Origin of the sequence: Bartonella sp. CL162QHHD (assembly GCF_042195435.1) — a bacterium.
Lineage (GTDB): Bacteria > Pseudomonadota > Alphaproteobacteria > Rhizobiales > Rhizobiaceae > Bartonella.
Genome location: NZ_JBHIOG010000020.1, coordinates 41,162 through 57,742, shown reverse-complemented (window position 1 = coordinate 57,742; position 16,581 = coordinate 41,162). Strand labels below are relative to the sequence as shown.

Sequence of the window (16,581 nt, the reverse complement as noted above, 5' to 3'; positions counted from 1 at the left end):
TTTGCTTACACAATGAAGCCTTCTTAGCAAAGTTCTCCTTTCAATGAGCAATTTTTTCTACTTACTTAGTTTATCCAGAAGACTATCTTTCATAAAAGAAGAAATAAGTTTTTAGTATCTTAATGCTTCATTGAAGTGAACTCATCACATTGAAAAAATATCTAGACAAAAAATTGGAGATAAAACGTCAGGCGCGTTTTATTGTTCTAGGGAGGGCTTGAACACTTTTGTTTTTTCTAGTGAACAAAACAGATATTTATTATGGGAACATTCAAAAGGGGGATAAATTGAAATTAGGAGTGACTGATGGGATCATTATTGATTGACGTTAATAACGTCTCAAAAATATATCGCAACATTGACAGAGGAATTGGTTTTAAAAACAAGGTGTTTTCTCTCTTCAAGCCGGTTTATACAAATCATCATGTGTTAAAAGATATGAGTTTCACCCTCTTTTCAGGGCAATCGTTAGCAATTCTTGGCCCTAACGGAGCGGGTAAATCGACACTGATTAAAATACTTTCTGGTATACAATACGCTGATGAGGGATGTGTTAAAGTCCTTGGTGTTGATCCTTATAAAGCGAAGAAAAATCTGTTCAAGTCTTTGGGTGTGGTCTTTGGTCACAAGAATTGTTTATGGTGGGATTTGCCCTTACGCTACAGTCTGGATATGGTTCAACCATTATATGGTCTTGAACGCTCCTCTTTTACCCGTGATCTTAAAGAGATCGCTGAGTTGCTGGGTCTTGAGCATATTATGGATAAGCTAGTGCGGATGCTTAGTCTGGGTGAGAGAGTGAAAAGTGAATTGGCATTTAATCTCTCCTTTAGACCTAAACTGTTGTTTCTCGATGAGCCAAGTATTGGTCTTGATATTACATCTAAGCATGAAATCAGGGAGCTTCTTAAAAAACTGAAAAAGGAGTGTGGCACTGGGTATATCATTACAAGTCATGATATGGGAGATATTGATGGATACGTCGATGATATTATTCTTTTGCATAAAGGAAAGAAACAGTTTCATGGTAATCTTCATGCGCTTAAAAATGTCATTCCTTCTTTGGTGAGAATGACACTTTTTTGTGAACACATGGCTGCACCTTCAGCTGTTGTAGAAAAAATTGATGAGATTGCGTTGAAATTATCTACTCCTTTAAAAGATAAGCACTTTAACGCTGAAGAATGCTCGCTGGAGGTTTCGCTGCCCCGTGAGGATTTTGCGCGTTTTGTACGCGAAATTACAACCGAATTGAACTGTACGTTCTCTGTATCCACTCCCTCGCTTGAAGAGATGCTCCGTGTTAAATTTAAAGAATTTATCTAACCACTGCTTTGGTATGTTTCTTTTTGCCAAGAATGGATTACTCACTGTTCTAAGTGATAGAGCAATGTTTTTTACCGATATTATCATTGGGACACTTTCGCCATTTGTTATTCAACTTCTATTATGGAATGCACTTTTCTCTGATACGGGCAACACCATCAATGGCTTTAGCTTTTATGATATGATGTATTATTATGCTTTTGCTTTAGTCCTAGGTCGCTTAAATAATGGTTATAATGTGATTAAGTTTTTCTCTCATCATGTTAAAGAAGGTCAATTAGAAGTATATCTTACAAAGCCCTTTAGTTATATGACACAAATGCTTTTTACTTTTTTAGGGGAGAGTGTATTATATAGCATCCCGTTATTGGCTCTTTTTGTTGTTAAGCTTGTTTTATCCTATGAAAATATTCTGGGATTGGTTATCGCTTTTCTGTTCTTTTTCTGGTTGTTATTCTATCACAATTGCTTTGTTTTTTACTCTCTTTTGGAATTGCCCTATTAAGCTTTTGGGTGATTGAGTACAATATATTACTCTCTTTCAGTATTCTCAGTTCAACGCTTCTTGGTGGTGTTCTTTTACCACCATCTTTTTGGCCGGTGTGGCTTATTCCGCTTATGCAATTTAATCCTTATCGTTTCATGATATCAGCTCCTGCCGAGTTTTTCGCGACGCAAAATTTAGCGTTGTTTCAGCAGTTTATTTTCGGAAGTTTTACTTATATTTTGTGTTTTTTATTCTTAATTTATATTGCTTGGAATAAAGGGATGAAAGCATATAATGGAGCGGGTGGTTGAGATGAAAATAATCCTTCATTTTATCAGTTTGAATATCCGCCGACAGATTGTTTATGGTAAGAATTTGGCTGGGGAGTTTATTCTTTCTCTATGCTATTATTTTATTCAATTCATATTTATTGATAGAATATCTTCTTTTTCAGGAAAGATCGGTAACTATAGCAGAGATGAAATCCATTTTATCTTTGTTGTCTTTGTTTTACTTGGAATATTTTTGAATATTTTTACTAATTCTATTGAAACGTTTTTTGAAAAAGTAGCGGATGGTAAAATTGAACCATACTTGATAAAGCCCGTTTCAATCTGGTTGTTGATGTTGTTTGGTTGGTGTAAACCTCTTAATCTGATCAAGCTCTTTGTTCTTTATGTTAGTGCCTATTTATTTGTATCATTACCGAATATATCCGATCTTAAGCTAAGATGGATCTCTTTTATTGTTGCAATATTTTGTGTTTTTATTGTCAATATTTGTTTTTTCATGATGTTTAATTTTGTAACATTTATTATTAGCCGTAAGATGCCTGTCGAATATTTTCATGAAATGATTTACGAGCTTTCATTTGTGCCAATAGGAATTTATCCTTTAAGCATCGTAAAATGGCTTTTGTTTATGCTTCCCATGGCTTTTTCTGCTTCCTTGCCTGTGTCATTGTTGCTTGGTAAAGGCGAATGGAATATTGGATATCTTCTGTTGAGCGCTTTTCTTTCCATGGTCATGACTTTCATAAGTTATAAGAAAACAATGCGTAAATTTAATGGATTAGGGGGATGAGATGAAAGTCAGCATGATTATAAAAATAAAAAAAATTGAGTGAATAATTCTATTGTACCATAAATTATCGTTATTTATTCTGGCGATATAAGGCATGTAGAATTTTCACATGAGGATTTTTTTATTGTTAGATAAGATTGAACAATAATATAGGCCGCATTCCCACAGTTACTGGCAAGGAGCGTGAAATAGAAATCAGAGGTTTAAACTGTTCGATTTTAGATGGCAGCTTGATGACAAAAGCCAATGGTAAGATGGCATACAATTTAGTATCATTCATAATACGAGCCAGATGTGTTCTTTTTCGGTTATAGTGCTAAAAAATTGTCAAAGTGGGTAATTTTTATATGCGTAGAATGTGGTTATTCGTGCGGATTTTGTTGGTGCATTCAATATATTATTACGTGGATGAGTTTTTTGCTTAAACAATAAGAAAATTGATAGAATAAAGCTTTTAAGTTGCCCGATAGAAAGCTAAGAGTTGTGCTAAACAACATGATAGCAATTATCAAGATAACGATCACATAGAGATTTTCAGCATGCTGAGTAGGAAAAATTCCATCAATAATTGCTTGAAAAATAAAAGGATTCACCAAGTCAAGTAGCTGTAAAACGATAGCAATAAGATTAATTTCAATAACGTAATAAATATATTTCTTTGTTGTGCGAGTAAATCAAGAGAAGGTTCTTAATTTTTCTTATGCAAACTCATTTTGAGTTATGATTTTGTTAAGAGAAAGAAAAATATAATGTGTTATATTTTAATAGTATTTGCGAATATTATTGTTTGTACGGTGTTTTTATTTTATTTTAATTTAAAATTAGGTTTGACAATTGTCTAAAACGCGTAATAATCTAATCTAATTGTATCGATATGATGCGTTTTTCTATAAAAGAAAAAGGAGAGTTCAAGCTCATCAAGTGCTTCAGGTAATTCATGCCGTCCTTCGGGTTATTATTGGGATACAATAAAATCTACAGGACAAACAGGAGTAATGATAGTGGCGCCTGTTGGGACAGTTGGAGGTGCTGTGCTTGGAGGAATCGTAAGTATAGCGGGTGCAGTTGCAATAGAAAATAGATGGTATAGTTCCTGTTAATCGTAGCTGCTGCTGTGCGGAGGGGGCTACACTAAGAGAAGGCAGTAGGCAGCACTATAAATGGTGCTCTAGTAGGGAGTTTTTAGAGTTGTGCATCATTTTTATAATTGTGTACGGTAATTTATAGAATATCTGCAATATATCTCTAAAATCATAATAATTTTGTAGATATGTTAATGAAAAATATGTCTAAGAAATATTGTTAGAATATCTTTTAATGGTATATTATTTATAATTCTATATATTTTAGTTCATAAATTTTAAGTGTTATAGATACTTTAAGTACTATTAATATTATTAATAAATTTATTTAAATTATATTATGCTTCTAAAGCGCATATTAAAACTGATATTATAAAAAATCATCAATAATATTCATTTTATTTTTTATAGTATTCTTTATTTAAGTATCTTTCTATAGAGATTATGAGATATGTTATTAATAAAGTTATGTTTTTAAATTTGTCCAAAAAAATAAAGAGAAATCCAGACAGCTTCTTTTTCAATAAACAAAAATAATGCTTTAATTTGATGTTGTAAAATAACTGATAACGATCATATGTTTTTGATTATCAGTGATGAAAATAATGTGATTTTTGATATAGAGATTGAAAAGATTGAGAACTTTTTCGCGTATCACTCATATTTTCTTACCAAATTTTTTGAAAAATTATATAAAGCAAAAAAATAAATTCTGTTAAGTTATTAGCATTTATAATGAGTTTTTTATTTTCCAGTTTTGTGATTGTTTTTGCATTTAACAATGCATTAACAACATGTGTGGTCCATTTTAAAGTTTTGTTTAAAATTACATAAGTAAGTTCTATTTTGATTTGTTATTGCATCGCTCGTATTGATGTATAACAAAAGCGTTTGAGACAATATAAGATCACAAGAATAAATTTTTAATTGGGTATATAAACTACCGATTGCTTACAGATAAAAAAATCTATGCATATCAAAGTTACGTAAGTTTTTTCTCTTCAAAATGTGTATTTGAATTAATTTTTGTGATTGATAGCTTTACTACGATGAAAATACTTGTGAGTTTATTGGTATTCATTAGATACCTATGAATTTTACATATCAATTCAAAAATATAGAATAATATAATTTTACGATTATTGTGGAGTTCATTTTGATAAACTGAAAAACATAATGCTGAGCATTACAAATATTTGCAAAAATGCTTTTATTAGGTGTTGTTTTGTTTCTTTATAGTTTACATTTTTTATCTTTTTAACCTTGGTTAGAGAGAGAATTTGTATTCATTATCTATTTCTCTATTTTATTTTGAATGGGTGGAGCACTATTAATATCAAAAAGTAATGATCGTGGAAGATAATGAGCTTAAACTGAAGTTATTCTGCGATTCTGTAGAAACGAATTGTCGTAAAATCGTTGAAATGTTTAATGGCTTTATGGATTAAAGTTGGCGATTTCATCAATATTATCTCTTATCTTATCTCGTTTAGCTTTTCTAATCAAAGAGCGAAATTTTTGTTTACGCTAAATTTTTACTCGGTTAGCTATTGCCTCTCAACATACAATAAGAAAAAAATTAGCTTACTGTATGCTACCAATATAAAAAATCCATTATGTGTAATAAAAAAGACAATTTAGTAATATTTTTTTTATGTTGTGATTTAAAAATGTTGTGATTAAAAAAATCAATCGTTTTGAAGAAAAAATACAATTTAAACAATAATATAATCATATTATTGTAATAAAATTTTATCATCTAATCAGTCAGCTTAAAAACAAAAATAGAATAATTGACAAAACAAATTAAATATGGAAAGAATAAAAATATAATACAAAATGATAACTATTTTTGTATTATATTATCATTCTCTTCTCAGTAGGAAAATATGAATCATCGGTAGATGATGTGATGTTTTCTGTTTAGAGAGTAAGGTTTTATTAAATATTGTAATAGGTTATTATAATGAGAATATTTAAGCATTGTATATCATGTGTTGTTGCAGTCGCTATTTTCTTTTCACAAGTTTTAGGAGCCAATGCCGATTCTTTAAATGGTAGATCTCAAAACGCTGATTTTATTTCTGTAATGAAACAAGAGAATAGAGTTATTAAATCTGTTAAGGAGATTATTAGTCAATTTTCAGAACAAAGCAGAGAAAAAGATGTCCAAAAGGTGGCTGGTTTGATAGGAATGGAGCCAGCGATTTTTGGTTTAATCGCATTTCTTGTATATTTCTTTACTAGAAAGCCACCGGATCCTAGAAAAAGCGCAGGTGAAAAAGCATTCACTGCTTTTACTCGAAGTGCATGGGCTCTTAATTAAAAATGTTGATTTGATGAATTTTAAATTATTCTGTTTTTGAATCTTTTATAATTAATAAACCGTGATTTCTAATCACGGTTTAGCTATTTTTATATTTATTAATATGCCCATTAAGCTTTAAGTTTTTAGGCTGTACTCTTTTTTTAATATTATTACAGAAATACTTTATTGTACATAATATAGTCTTTTTGAGGTTTAAAATTTTTAATCATTTTATCTTGGTTAGAAAGAATGTGTATTTATTTCTATTTCTCTAAGTCGTAGAATTATATTAATGTTAGAAAGTTAGAATCTTGAAAGACAATGAACTTTATTAAAATTATTCCACGTTCTTGTAGAAACGAATGGCTGTGAAATCTTTGAAATGTGTAATGGCCTTATGGCATTAGATTTGGCGCGTTCACCAAAGTTATCCCTTATCTTACTTAATTTAGCTTTTTCAATCAAAGAGCTAAGTTGATACTTACGCTAATTTTTGCTGGGAAAACTATTTCTTCTCAATCTATACTAAGAAAAAATTATTTTAACAGAATATTTCAATAAAATATTTTTTTGTTTTTTGTAAATTTTAAAAATATTTATCTTACTATATTATACAAAAAATAAAAAACATTACGTGTAACTAAAAAAACAATATATTGATATTTTTATGTTATAATATCTAATAATATTTATGATAATAAATATAAAATTATAATAAAAACAATAAAATAATTTTATTTTAATACATTTTTGCCATTAAATTATACATTATTAAAACACGAATAAAATAATTGACAATATTAAAATAAACATGTAACGGATATATTGTAAATGTAATATAATATAAAATTAACAATTAAAATAAAACTGTTAATTAAATTTTGTATTATATTTTTTGTTATTAGAAGATAAATATACTTTATCGATAGATGATGTAATGTTTTCTATTTAGAGGGGGCGGTAAAGAAAATTTATTTTATTAAATATTGTAATAGGTGTTTATGATGAAAATATTCAAGCATTGTATAGTATGTTTTGTTGCAGTAGCTATTTTCTTTTCACAGGTTTTAGGAGCCAATGCTGATTCTTTAAATGATAGATTTCAAAATGCTGGTTTCATTTCTGTAATGACACAGGAAAATAGAGTTATTAAAGCTGTTGATATGATTATTAGCCAGTTTGGAGGACAAGGGGCTGAGAAAAATGTCCAAAAAGTCGCGGGTTTAATGGGGATGGAGGCAGCGATTTTTGGTTTAATCGCATATCTTGTATATTTCTTTACTAGAAAACCGCCGAGTCCTAACAGAGAGACAGGTGGAAGAGCATTCGATGCTTTTGCTTATAGTGCATGGGCTTTGAATTAAAAGATAATTCCTTGATGAACTTTGAATTATTCTGTTGTTGAATATTTTATATTAAATAAACCGTGATGTTTAATCACGGTTTATTTATTTTTTACTTTTAATAATATGGTAAATTTATCCTTTAATATCATTAAGATATTGTTGGGGGATGGCAGTATAGGGGACATTAAATTTAAATAATCAGCTGCTTTTTAAAGTTAATTAAATTTTTTCTCTTCAAAATACGCATTTGAGCTAAGTTTGTATTTGATATTTTTTCTATGATGAAAATGCATATGCTGGAATTGAGATATTCATAAACGGTGCGTATTCACTCAAAAATATAGGGTAATACAATACTTATGGTTATTGTGGATTTTATACTGATGAACTGAATAAGTATAGCGATGCGTCTTACAAATATTTGTAAAAAATGCTTTTATTGGAATCTTTTAATCTCTTTGTGGTTTACAATTCATTTTATCATTTTATCTTAAGCAAAGAGAATGTGGATTCATTTCTATTTCTCTATTTTATTTGAGAAGGGTGGAGTTATACGAATGTCAAAAAAAGTCATGATCGTGGAAGATAATGAGCTTAATATGAAGTTATTCCGTGATCTTGTAGAAGCGAGTGGTTATGAAACTGTTGAAACGCGTAATGGTCTTATGGCATTAGATTTGGCGCGTTCATCAATGCCATCTCTTATCCTTGTGGATATCCAGTTGCCAGAGGTCTCTGGAATAGATGTTATTAAACAATTAAAAGAAGATGAAGAACTTCGATCAATCCCTGTTGTTGCTGTAACAGCTTTTGCTATGAAAGGCGATGAGGAGCGAATTCGTGCCAGTGGATGTGAAGAATATATGTCAAAGCCTATTTCTGTTCCTCATTTTATCACAATGGTAAAACATTTTGTGGACTAAAGCTTGTTAAGTGATGATAGAAAAAAATATTGAAAAGCTTATAAAATTGCTAAAGTTTTCGTGCAAATATTTTTCTGCTTTAGCACGTGGATATATTCAAGTTAGTAAAACAGATTTTAAAAATTGAAACTGAAGTTTCGAGATTTTTCGGTTTATTTTCTTGCCTTTTATCTTAAGAGAGGAGGTTGTTTTGCATTTTTGTTTTTTCTAATCGGTATAGATTTGTTCCTACATTCATCTAAAAGTCTGTTTTAGTAGGGGAAAAAGCCTCGGTTTTGTCCGAGGCTTTATGCATTGTACAAAAATTGAAATTAACGCTTTGAGAATTGGAAAGAACGACGTGCTTTTGCTTTACCGTATTTTTTACGTTCAACAACGCGGCTATCACGGGTAAGAAAACCACCTTTTTTCAAGATTGAGCGAAGTTCTGGTTCATAATAGGTTAAAGCTTTGGAAATGCCATGGCGCACTGCACCGGCTTGTCCGGAAAGACCACCGCCTGCAACGGTTGCAATAATATCAAACTGGGTATCCCTATTTGTTGCAACAATTGGTTGACGAAGAATCATTCTAAGAACAGGACGAGCGAAATATTTGTCAAATTCCTTATTGTTGATTGTGATTTTTCCAGAACCTGGTTTAATCCATACGCGTGCAACAGCGTCTTTACGCTTTCCTGTTGCATAAGCACGTCCTTGTGAATCAAGCTTTTGCACGTGGACAGGAACAACATTTTCATGTGTTTCTGTAATACTTGTTACTATGCTAAGCTCAGAAAGAGAATTAATTTCAGCCATAATCAAGCAATCCTTTTGTTTTTGCGGTTTAAAGCACCAACGTCAAGAGATTCAGGCTGTTGTGCTTCATGTGGATGTTGGCTTCCAGCGTAAACACGTAGATTCTTCAATTGACGGCGACCAAGAGGCCCTCGAGGAATCATGCGCTCTACTGCTTTTTCAATAACGCGTTCGGGAAAACGTCCCTCAAGAAGTTGACGTGCTGTACGTTGTTTGATTCCACCAATATAGCCGGTATGCCAATAATATTTTTTATCCGTATATTTTTTGCCAGTGAGAGCTATTTTATCTGCATTAATGACAATAACATTGTCACCATCATCAACATGTGGAGTAAATGTAGCTTTATGTTTGCCACGTAAGCGGTTAGCAACAAATGTGGCAAGACGACCCAAAACAAGGTTTTCTGCGTCAATAATAACCCATTTTTTCACCACTTCAGTTGGCTTTTGTGAAAAAGTTGCCATAGAAGTATCCTTTATTAGAACCCTTTTAATATAAGGGAATTTTTACTGTTTTGCGTTGAAAATTGTTACCATAGCGAAATATTTAACGCATACTACCTGCTCTGATATAATGTCTTTTGATTGACGTCAAGAGAAAATAAAAACTTTATAAAACAACATGTTATTAGAAAGGTATTATAATACCCCATTAAAAGAAGTTTGTAGACCATTTAAACTTAAAATGAATGTTGCAAAAAACTATTTTATCTTTAACGCATGATTGTATTTTATTGTTCTTCATTATAAAATAAGAAATAATGCAGTGGTCTCGTTATTTTCTCAATGTTGAATCTTCTGCTTGTGGTCAAGCTTGGTTAGATGCCCTTGATGTTCAAGGGATAAATAATGCGCGCGCTATTTCTCAAAAATTTGGCTTTCCAGATCAGTTAGCTCGAGTACTTTCAGCAAGAGATGTGGATGAAGCTGAGGCTGTTGCTTTTATTAATCCAACATTACGTACGCTTATGCCTGATCCAGAAAGTTTTAGGGATATGCAATGCGCTGCAGAGCGTATTGTTAAGGCTCTTCTCAATCAAGAACAGGTTGCTGTTTTTGGTGATTATGATGTTGATGGTGCTTGTTCATCGGCACTCATAGCGCGTTTTTTTCGTTATTTTGGTATTGAAGTCAAAATTTATATTCCTGATCGTATTGTTGAAGGCTATGGTCCTAATGAACAAGCAATGAGGATGCTTGTGCAAGAAGGCGCTCGGTTAATTATCACTGTTGATTGTGGCGCAAACAGTCCTGATGCCGTAAAAGCAGCGAGGCTTGCTGGTGCTGATGTTGTGATTTTAGATCATCATCAAATGTCAGAGATTCATCAAGAAGCCGTTGCTCTTGTCAATCCTAATCGCCCTGATGATTTTTCTAAACAGGGGCATTTATGTGCAGCTGGCGTTGTTTTTGTTACGTTAGCTTGGGTTCATCATTTGCTGCGGAAAAAACAATTCCAAGGGCAGCTGCCTGATCTTTTAAGTATGCTTGATCTTGTTGCATTGGCAACCATATGTGATGTCGTTCCATTACAGGGGGTTAACCGTGCTTTTGTGATAAAAGGGCTTCAAGTTGCTCGTTCTATGCATAATCTAGGAATAACAGCTTTAACAAAGGTTGCACGAATAGGGGAGCCGCTTAATAGTTTTCACTTAGGTTTTTTGTTAGGTCCTAGAATTAATGCAGGAGGGCGCATTGGTGATCAAGCTTTGGGAGCACGTTTACTTAGCTGTGAGAATAAAGATGAAGCGGACAGAATAGCAGAACAATTAGATCGGCTTAATCAAGAACGCCAAGAAATGGAGAACATTCAATTAGCACAAGCGGAATCTTACATTACTTCTCTTTATCAAGATCAAGAAATACCATTATCGCTTGTAATTTCACATAAAGAATGGCATCCGGGAATTATTGGTATTCTTGCTTCCCGTCTCAAAGAGCGTTTTTTTTGTCCTGTTTTTGCTATTGCTTTGAAAGAAGATGGAAATGGCGTAGGGTCGGGACGCTCAATTAATGGTATAGATTTAGGAGCACTCGTTCGTGAAGCTGTTACATTAAATTTATTAGAAAAAGGAGGGGGACATAGTATGGCAGCAGGAATTACAATTCAATCAACAAAAATTGAAATTTTTCGAAAATGGCTAGAAGAAAAAGTTTCTTTAATGGTTTCACAGTTGCGTGCAAAAAAATCTCTTAGTATAGATGGTTCTCTTTCTGCTTCTGGTGTTAATGAAGCGCTGTTTGAATTGCTTGAAAAAGCAGGGCCATTTGGGGCAGGGAATGCAACACCTGTTTTTGTTCTTCCCTCTCATCGACTGGTGAATCTATCTGAAGTTGGTAAAGGACATCTTCGCCTCATTGTATCTAATGTTGAAGGAAAAAAACTGCAAGGAATAGCTTTTCGTGCTGTAGGGACATCGCTTGGTGATTTTCTTTTTGAAAATATTGGTGAAATGATTCATTTAGCTGGTCATCTTAGTTTGAATTATTGGAATGGAACGATCAATCCGCAGCTGCGCGTGATTGACGCAGCCGCAGTGGTTTGAAAGGGATATTTTTTACATTAGATGTCTAGATTAGAAGCAAACGTAGAATTTTCTTGTATGAAACGAAATCGTGCTTCTGGTTTTGTTCCCATGAGACTTTCTACAGTCTTTTTCGTTTCTTGCATTTCCACGGCATCAATAGAAACACGAAGCAATGTACGTTTTTGAGGATGCATAGTCGTTTCTTTAAGTTGTTCTGCGCGCATTTCACCCAGCCCTTTAAAACGCCCGATTTCTATTTTAGCTTTTCCAGTAAATTCAGTTTTGAGCAATTCATCCTTATGAATGTCGTCACGAGCATAAGCAACTTTTCCTCCTTGCGATATTCTATAAAGGGGAGGGACGGCGAGATATAAATGTCCCTGATGAATAAGGTCAGGCATTTCTTGAAAGAAGAAGGTAATGAGCAGTGACGCAATATGAGCACCATCAACATCAGCATCTGTCATGATGATAATACGTTCATATCTGAGATCTTTTTCACGATACTTGGAGCGTGTTCCACATCCAAGAGCAAGGATAAGATCGCTAATTGTTTGGCTTGAGTTCATTTTTTCATGTGCAGCACTGGCGACATTTAAGATTTTACCACGAAGAGGTAAAATTGCTTGGTTTGCTCTATTTCTTGCTTGTTTAGCAGATCCTCCTGCAGAATCCCCTTCAACAATGAATAGTTCAGCACCCACAGCATGGTTCTGGCTACAATCTGCAAGTTTACCGGGCAGACGTAATTTGCGGACAGCAGTTTTTCGACTTATTTCTCTATCTTGGCGTCGTCTAACACGTTCTTCAGCACGTTCAATAACCCAATCGAGAAGTTTTGTTGCTTCTTGCGGGGAATTTGCTAACCAATGATCAAAAGGATCGCGGATTGCATTCTCAACGATACGCTGTGCTTCAATGGTTGCTAATCGATCTTTTGTTTGTCCAACAAATTCAGGGTTACTGATAAAGACTGAAAGTATTGCGGCTGTTGAAATCATAATATCGTCAGACGTAATAATCGCTGCGCGCTTGTTTCCTATTAACTCAGCGTAGGATTTTAATCCACGCAAAAGAGCTTGACGTAATCCTATTTCGTGCGTTCCGCCTTCTCCTGTAGGAATCGTATTGCAGTAAGATTGCACACAAGAATCACCACCATGCCAAGCGATAGCCCATTCAACGGAGCCATGGCCATTATTGTGTTGTGTTTTGCCAGAAAAAATTTCTGACGTTACTCGATATTCATCTTTTAGTGACGCAAGTAAATAGTCTTTAAGCCCATTGGGAAAATGAAAAACAGCTTTTTCAGGAATATTTTTTACGCCTTCAAGTATGACGGGATCACAAGTCCAGCGAATTTTTACGCCACCAAAAAGATAGGCTTTGGAGCATGTCATCTTATAGATTTTTTCTGGATCAAAAGCTGCTTTTTCACCAAAAATTTCATGATCAGGATGAAAACGAACGCGCGTACCACGACGATTATAAACATCTCCCAGATCTTCCAATCCAGATTGAGGAATACCGCGTGAGAAACGTTGGCGGTACAGTTTTCGTTCTCGTGCAACTTCAACTTCCATATCATCAGAAAGAGCATTGACGACAGAAATTCCTACTCCATGAAGTCCACCTGCAGTTTGATAAGCCTTTCCATCAAATTTTCCCCCAGAGTGGAGTTGTGTCATAATAACTTCAAGAGTAGATTTCTCAGGCATTTGAGGATGATTTTCGACAGGAATACCGCGTCCATTATCTGTAACGGTTATATAACCGTTCCTATCTAATGAGACCTCAATAGAATCTGCATAACCCGCAACAGCTTCATCCATCGCGTTATCAATAATTTCGGCAAATAAATGATGAAGCGCTTTACTGTCTGTTCCACCAATATACATTCCAGGGCGTAAACGCACGGGCTCTAAACCCTCAAGAACTCGAATAGAGAGGGCATTATAGTCATCTTCTTGCGTATCTTTTGCACTTTTTCTTGAAATCATCGCTTTTGATTTCATTGGAGGCTGCAGAGTGTTTTCTTTTGTATTTACCCGAGATTGGGCTTTATTTAAAACACTAAAAAGATCCTTTTTGTTATCGCTCATAGCGTTTAACTATCTACCTCATAAAATAAAATATTTATTAAAATAATTTTATGCCTGTTTTTTATTTAAAAATCAATGCACTTAGAAAACATCAATTGTTGGACCAAAAATTTGTTCAAAAGCGTGTTTGAGAGCAATATCAATATCATGCATTGCTACAGGGCAACCTAGATCAAGAAAGCTCGTTACACCGTGGTTTGTAATTCCACAAGGAACAATTCCTGAATAATGGGCTAAATTAGGATTAACATTGATAGAAACTCCATGAAAACTTATCCATTTTCGCACTCGAATGCCAATAGCTGCAATTTTATCTTCGGAAGAAAGATCATTTTGTTTTGATGGGCAATGAGATTGTTTAACCCAGACACCAACGCGATCTTCTCTGCGTTCGCCTTTAATATTAAAGTTTGCAAGCATCTGTATGATCCATTCTTCTAATGCACTAATGAAAGCACGAATGTCTTGTTTTCGGCGTTTAAGATCAAGCATGATATAAGCAATACGCTGTCCTGGACCGTGATATGTAAATTCACCTCCACGTCCTGCTTCATAAACAGGGAATAAATTAGGCGCCAAAAGATCTTTTTTATTTGCACTCGTCCCCGCTGTATAAAGGGAAGGGTGTTCAAGAAGCCAAACTTGTTCATGCGCGGTTTTTGCAAGAATTTTTTCTACACGTTCTTGCATATAACGCAGAGCTTCAGGATACTCAACTAGATGATCACTTATCTTCCATTCAACGGGTGGATTTCCTAGAATTGCATTAAAATGATGTGATAAGTGATTACGATCCGTATGTTTCAATTCAAATGTCATTGGTAATACTTATCTTGATGTTTGAGTTTATATTGTAATCAATAAAAGTGATTACAGAGTAAGGTATAGAATTGTTGAATAAAAGAGAATACGTTCATAAATTTTATCTTAAGAAGATTTACTACGCTTAAAAATCCACGCTCCTTTTACCATCTTCCTGTTGCACCGCCTCCACCTGATGATCCACCACCACCCCTAAAGCCCCCTCCACCTCGAGGACCACCGAACCTTCCACCAGGATATCTGCCACCGGCACTTAAGTTAAGAAACCAAGGTGTGAAGATGATCCCCAGCCAGAGATACTTTTGTGGACCCACTTTTTTACCAAAAATCATTGCAAGAATAGGGAGACCAAACATTATAAAAAAGGCTAAAAACATAATTGCATTGATTACCATTTCTTCTTTTTCAGCTTGTTTACGTTGTTCTTCAACGATTTTAGCTTTTTCTTTGATACGAAAAGTAAAATCAGAATTACTTTCTGTAATAACTTTGATAATTGCATCAACTGCTTCAGCAATTCCTTTTTGATAATTTCCTTCGCGAAAATTAGGAATCATGAAGCTATTAATAATGACAGAGGAAAGAGCGTCTGTTAGCTCTCCTTCCAAACCATATCCTACTTCGATACGTGCTGTGCGTTCATTCGGTGCAATGACCAGTAATACACCATTATTGATCTTCTTTTGGCCTAATCCCCATGTACGAAAAAGAGAATTGCTGTATGTTTCTATATCATTGCCCGAAAGAGTAGGGAGTGTCACAAGAACAATTTGATCTCCCGTTTTCTCTTCGAGTGCTGCCAGTTTTTTTGTCAAGTCTTCCTTGGTTGCATTATCGAGCAAATGAGCCACATCATTAACATAGCCTGTTAAATGAGGAAATTTTATTTGCGAACAAGCGATACTTCCCAATGCAGCAACTAAATACAGAGAGCAGATAAAAGCCCATAATTGTGGAAATACAATACGTTGCAAAGAGTATCGAAATGATTTCATTAATTAAAATTAACCTTTGGTGTTTGTTGGCTATCAGTATCGATGGTAAAAGTTGGCATAGGTTTAGCATCACGAAACCATAATTTTGCCCAAATCATCGTCGGCATTGTTTTGAGTGCAGTATTGTAGGCACGTACTGTTTCAATATAATCGCGGCGCGCAACGGAAATACGGTTTTCTGTTCCTTCTAGTTGTGATTGAAGAGCAAGAAAGTTCTGGTTTGCTTTAAGATCCGGATAGTTTTCAACAACAGCCATAAGCCGCGAAAGTGCACTTGATAAATTTGCTTGATTTTTGAGATATTGCTGCATAACTTCTGGATTATTCAACATATCTGCATTAATGTTGACTTGCGTTGCTTTAGCACGTGCTTCAATTACATTTGTGAAAACGCTTTGTTCATGAGCTGCGTAAGCTTTAACTGTTTCTACAAGATTGGGGATGAGATCTGTACGACGTTGATATTGATTGAGCACTTCACTCCATGCTGCATGTGCTTTTTCTTCATTTGTTGGTATCGTATTAAATCCGCACCCACTTAAAAATGGCACTAACCATGCCAAAAAAATCACGATTGAAAATTGTTTTAATATTTTAAACATTGAAATTGAAGAAGTTTGTACATTTAACATAAAGATGTCTCCACAGATATTTTATGTATTATATAGGGTTTATCTTCTTGGTGGAAAGTATTTTGAATTTTATAAACAGGCATATTTATCAATAAATCGACATCTCTATGCGTTTTAGGCACGCTTAAGTGACTCGTTGATATTAAAA

14 protein-coding genes are annotated in these 16,581 nt (G+C 34.0%); 8 read left to right on the top strand and 6 right to left on the bottom strand.

Annotated elements, in window-relative coordinates; translation table 11 throughout:
• Positions 1-306: 306 nt before the first annotated feature.
• The 7 genes from ACFILD_RS02225 to ACFILD_RS02195 all read left to right on the top strand — a co-directional run bounded on the left by ACFILD_RS02225 (position 307) and on the right by ACFILD_RS02195 (position 8,555).
• On the top strand, positions 307-1,326 hold the full coding sequence (locus ACFILD_RS02225; RefSeq protein ID WP_375660070.1) for an ATP-binding cassette domain-containing protein: 1,020 nt from the start codon (positions 307-309) through the stop codon (positions 1,324-1,326).
• Positions 1,301-1,831: an ABC-2 family transporter protein gene (locus ACFILD_RS02220; protein ID WP_375660071.1), complete on the top strand. Its 531-nt coding sequence runs from the start codon at positions 1,301-1,303 to the stop codon at positions 1,829-1,831. The genes ACFILD_RS02225 and ACFILD_RS02220 overlap by 26 nt, the downstream gene beginning before the upstream one ends.
• A gap of 8 nt (positions 1,832-1,839) precedes the next feature.
• Positions 1,840-2,124, top strand: coding sequence for a hypothetical protein (locus ACFILD_RS02215; RefSeq protein WP_375660072.1), 285 nt, complete (start codon positions 1,840-1,842; stop codon positions 2,122-2,124).
• On the top strand, positions 2,108-2,896 hold the full coding sequence (locus tag ACFILD_RS02210; protein ID WP_273791430.1) for an ABC-2 family transporter protein: 789 nt from the start codon (positions 2,108-2,110) through the stop codon (positions 2,894-2,896). The genes ACFILD_RS02215 and ACFILD_RS02210 overlap by 17 nt, the downstream gene beginning before the upstream one ends.
• A gap of 3,048 nt (positions 2,897-5,944) precedes the next feature.
• Entirely contained in the window at positions 5,945-6,304 is a 360-nt protein-coding gene (locus ACFILD_RS02205; RefSeq protein WP_375631292.1) for a hypothetical protein, read from the top strand.
• A gap of 986 nt (positions 6,305-7,290) precedes the next feature.
• Positions 7,291-7,650: a hypothetical protein gene (locus ACFILD_RS02200; RefSeq protein WP_273791584.1), complete on the top strand. Its 360-nt coding sequence runs from the start codon at positions 7,291-7,293 to the stop codon at positions 7,648-7,650.
• Between the two features lie 539 nt (positions 7,651-8,189).
• Positions 8,190-8,555, top strand: coding sequence for a response regulator (locus ACFILD_RS02195; protein ID WP_005773308.1), 366 nt, complete (start codon positions 8,190-8,192; stop codon positions 8,553-8,555).
• 311 nt (positions 8,556-8,866) lie between these two features.
• Here the strand turns inward: ACFILD_RS02195 and rpsI are convergent, their stop codons facing one another.
• Positions 8,867-9,352 carry a 30S ribosomal protein S9 gene (rpsI, locus tag ACFILD_RS02190; protein ID WP_015856545.1) on the bottom strand — a complete coding sequence of 162 codons (486 nt, stop codon included), beginning with the start codon at positions 9,350-9,352 and terminating at the stop codon, positions 8,867-8,869.
• Positions 9,353-9,354: 2 nt separating this feature from the next.
• Complete coding sequence (gene rplM, locus ACFILD_RS02185; RefSeq protein ID WP_015856544.1) at positions 9,355-9,819, bottom strand: 50S ribosomal protein L13; 465 nt, start codon at positions 9,817-9,819, stop codon at positions 9,355-9,357.
• Between the two features lie 296 nt (positions 9,820-10,115).
• Here rplM and recJ point away from each other — a divergent pair, with 296 nt between their 5' ends.
• Entirely contained in the window at positions 10,116-11,900 is a 1,785-nt protein-coding gene (gene recJ, locus ACFILD_RS02180; RefSeq protein ID WP_375631293.1) for a single-stranded-DNA-specific exonuclease RecJ, read from the top strand.
• A gap of 17 nt (positions 11,901-11,917) precedes the next feature.
• Here recJ and parE read toward each other — a convergent pair whose 3' ends face one another.
• The 4 genes from parE to ACFILD_RS02160 all read right to left on the bottom strand — a co-directional run bounded on the left by parE (position 11,918) and on the right by ACFILD_RS02160 (position 16,433).
• Positions 11,918-13,984, bottom strand: a complete 2,067-nt coding sequence (gene parE, locus ACFILD_RS02175; protein ID WP_375654498.1) for a DNA topoisomerase IV subunit B — start codon at positions 13,982-13,984, stop codon at positions 11,918-11,920.
• Between the two features lie 81 nt (positions 13,985-14,065).
• A complete protein-coding gene (gene lipB / locus ACFILD_RS02170) occupies positions 14,066-14,803 on the bottom strand; it encodes a lipoyl(octanoyl) transferase LipB (RefSeq protein ID WP_375660573.1) in 738 nt (245 codons plus the stop codon).
• A 146-nt stretch (positions 14,804-14,949) separates the two neighbouring features.
• Positions 14,950-15,801 carry a TPM domain-containing protein gene (locus ACFILD_RS02165; RefSeq protein ID WP_375664707.1) on the bottom strand — a complete coding sequence of 284 codons (852 nt, stop codon included), beginning with the start codon at positions 15,799-15,801 and terminating at the stop codon, positions 14,950-14,952.
• A complete protein-coding gene (locus ACFILD_RS02160; RefSeq protein ID WP_273724085.1) occupies positions 15,801-16,433 on the bottom strand; it encodes a LemA family protein in 633 nt (210 codons plus the stop codon). Before ACFILD_RS02160 ends, ACFILD_RS02165 begins: the two co-directional genes overlap by 1 nt.
• Positions 16,434-16,581: the final 148 nt, after the last annotated feature.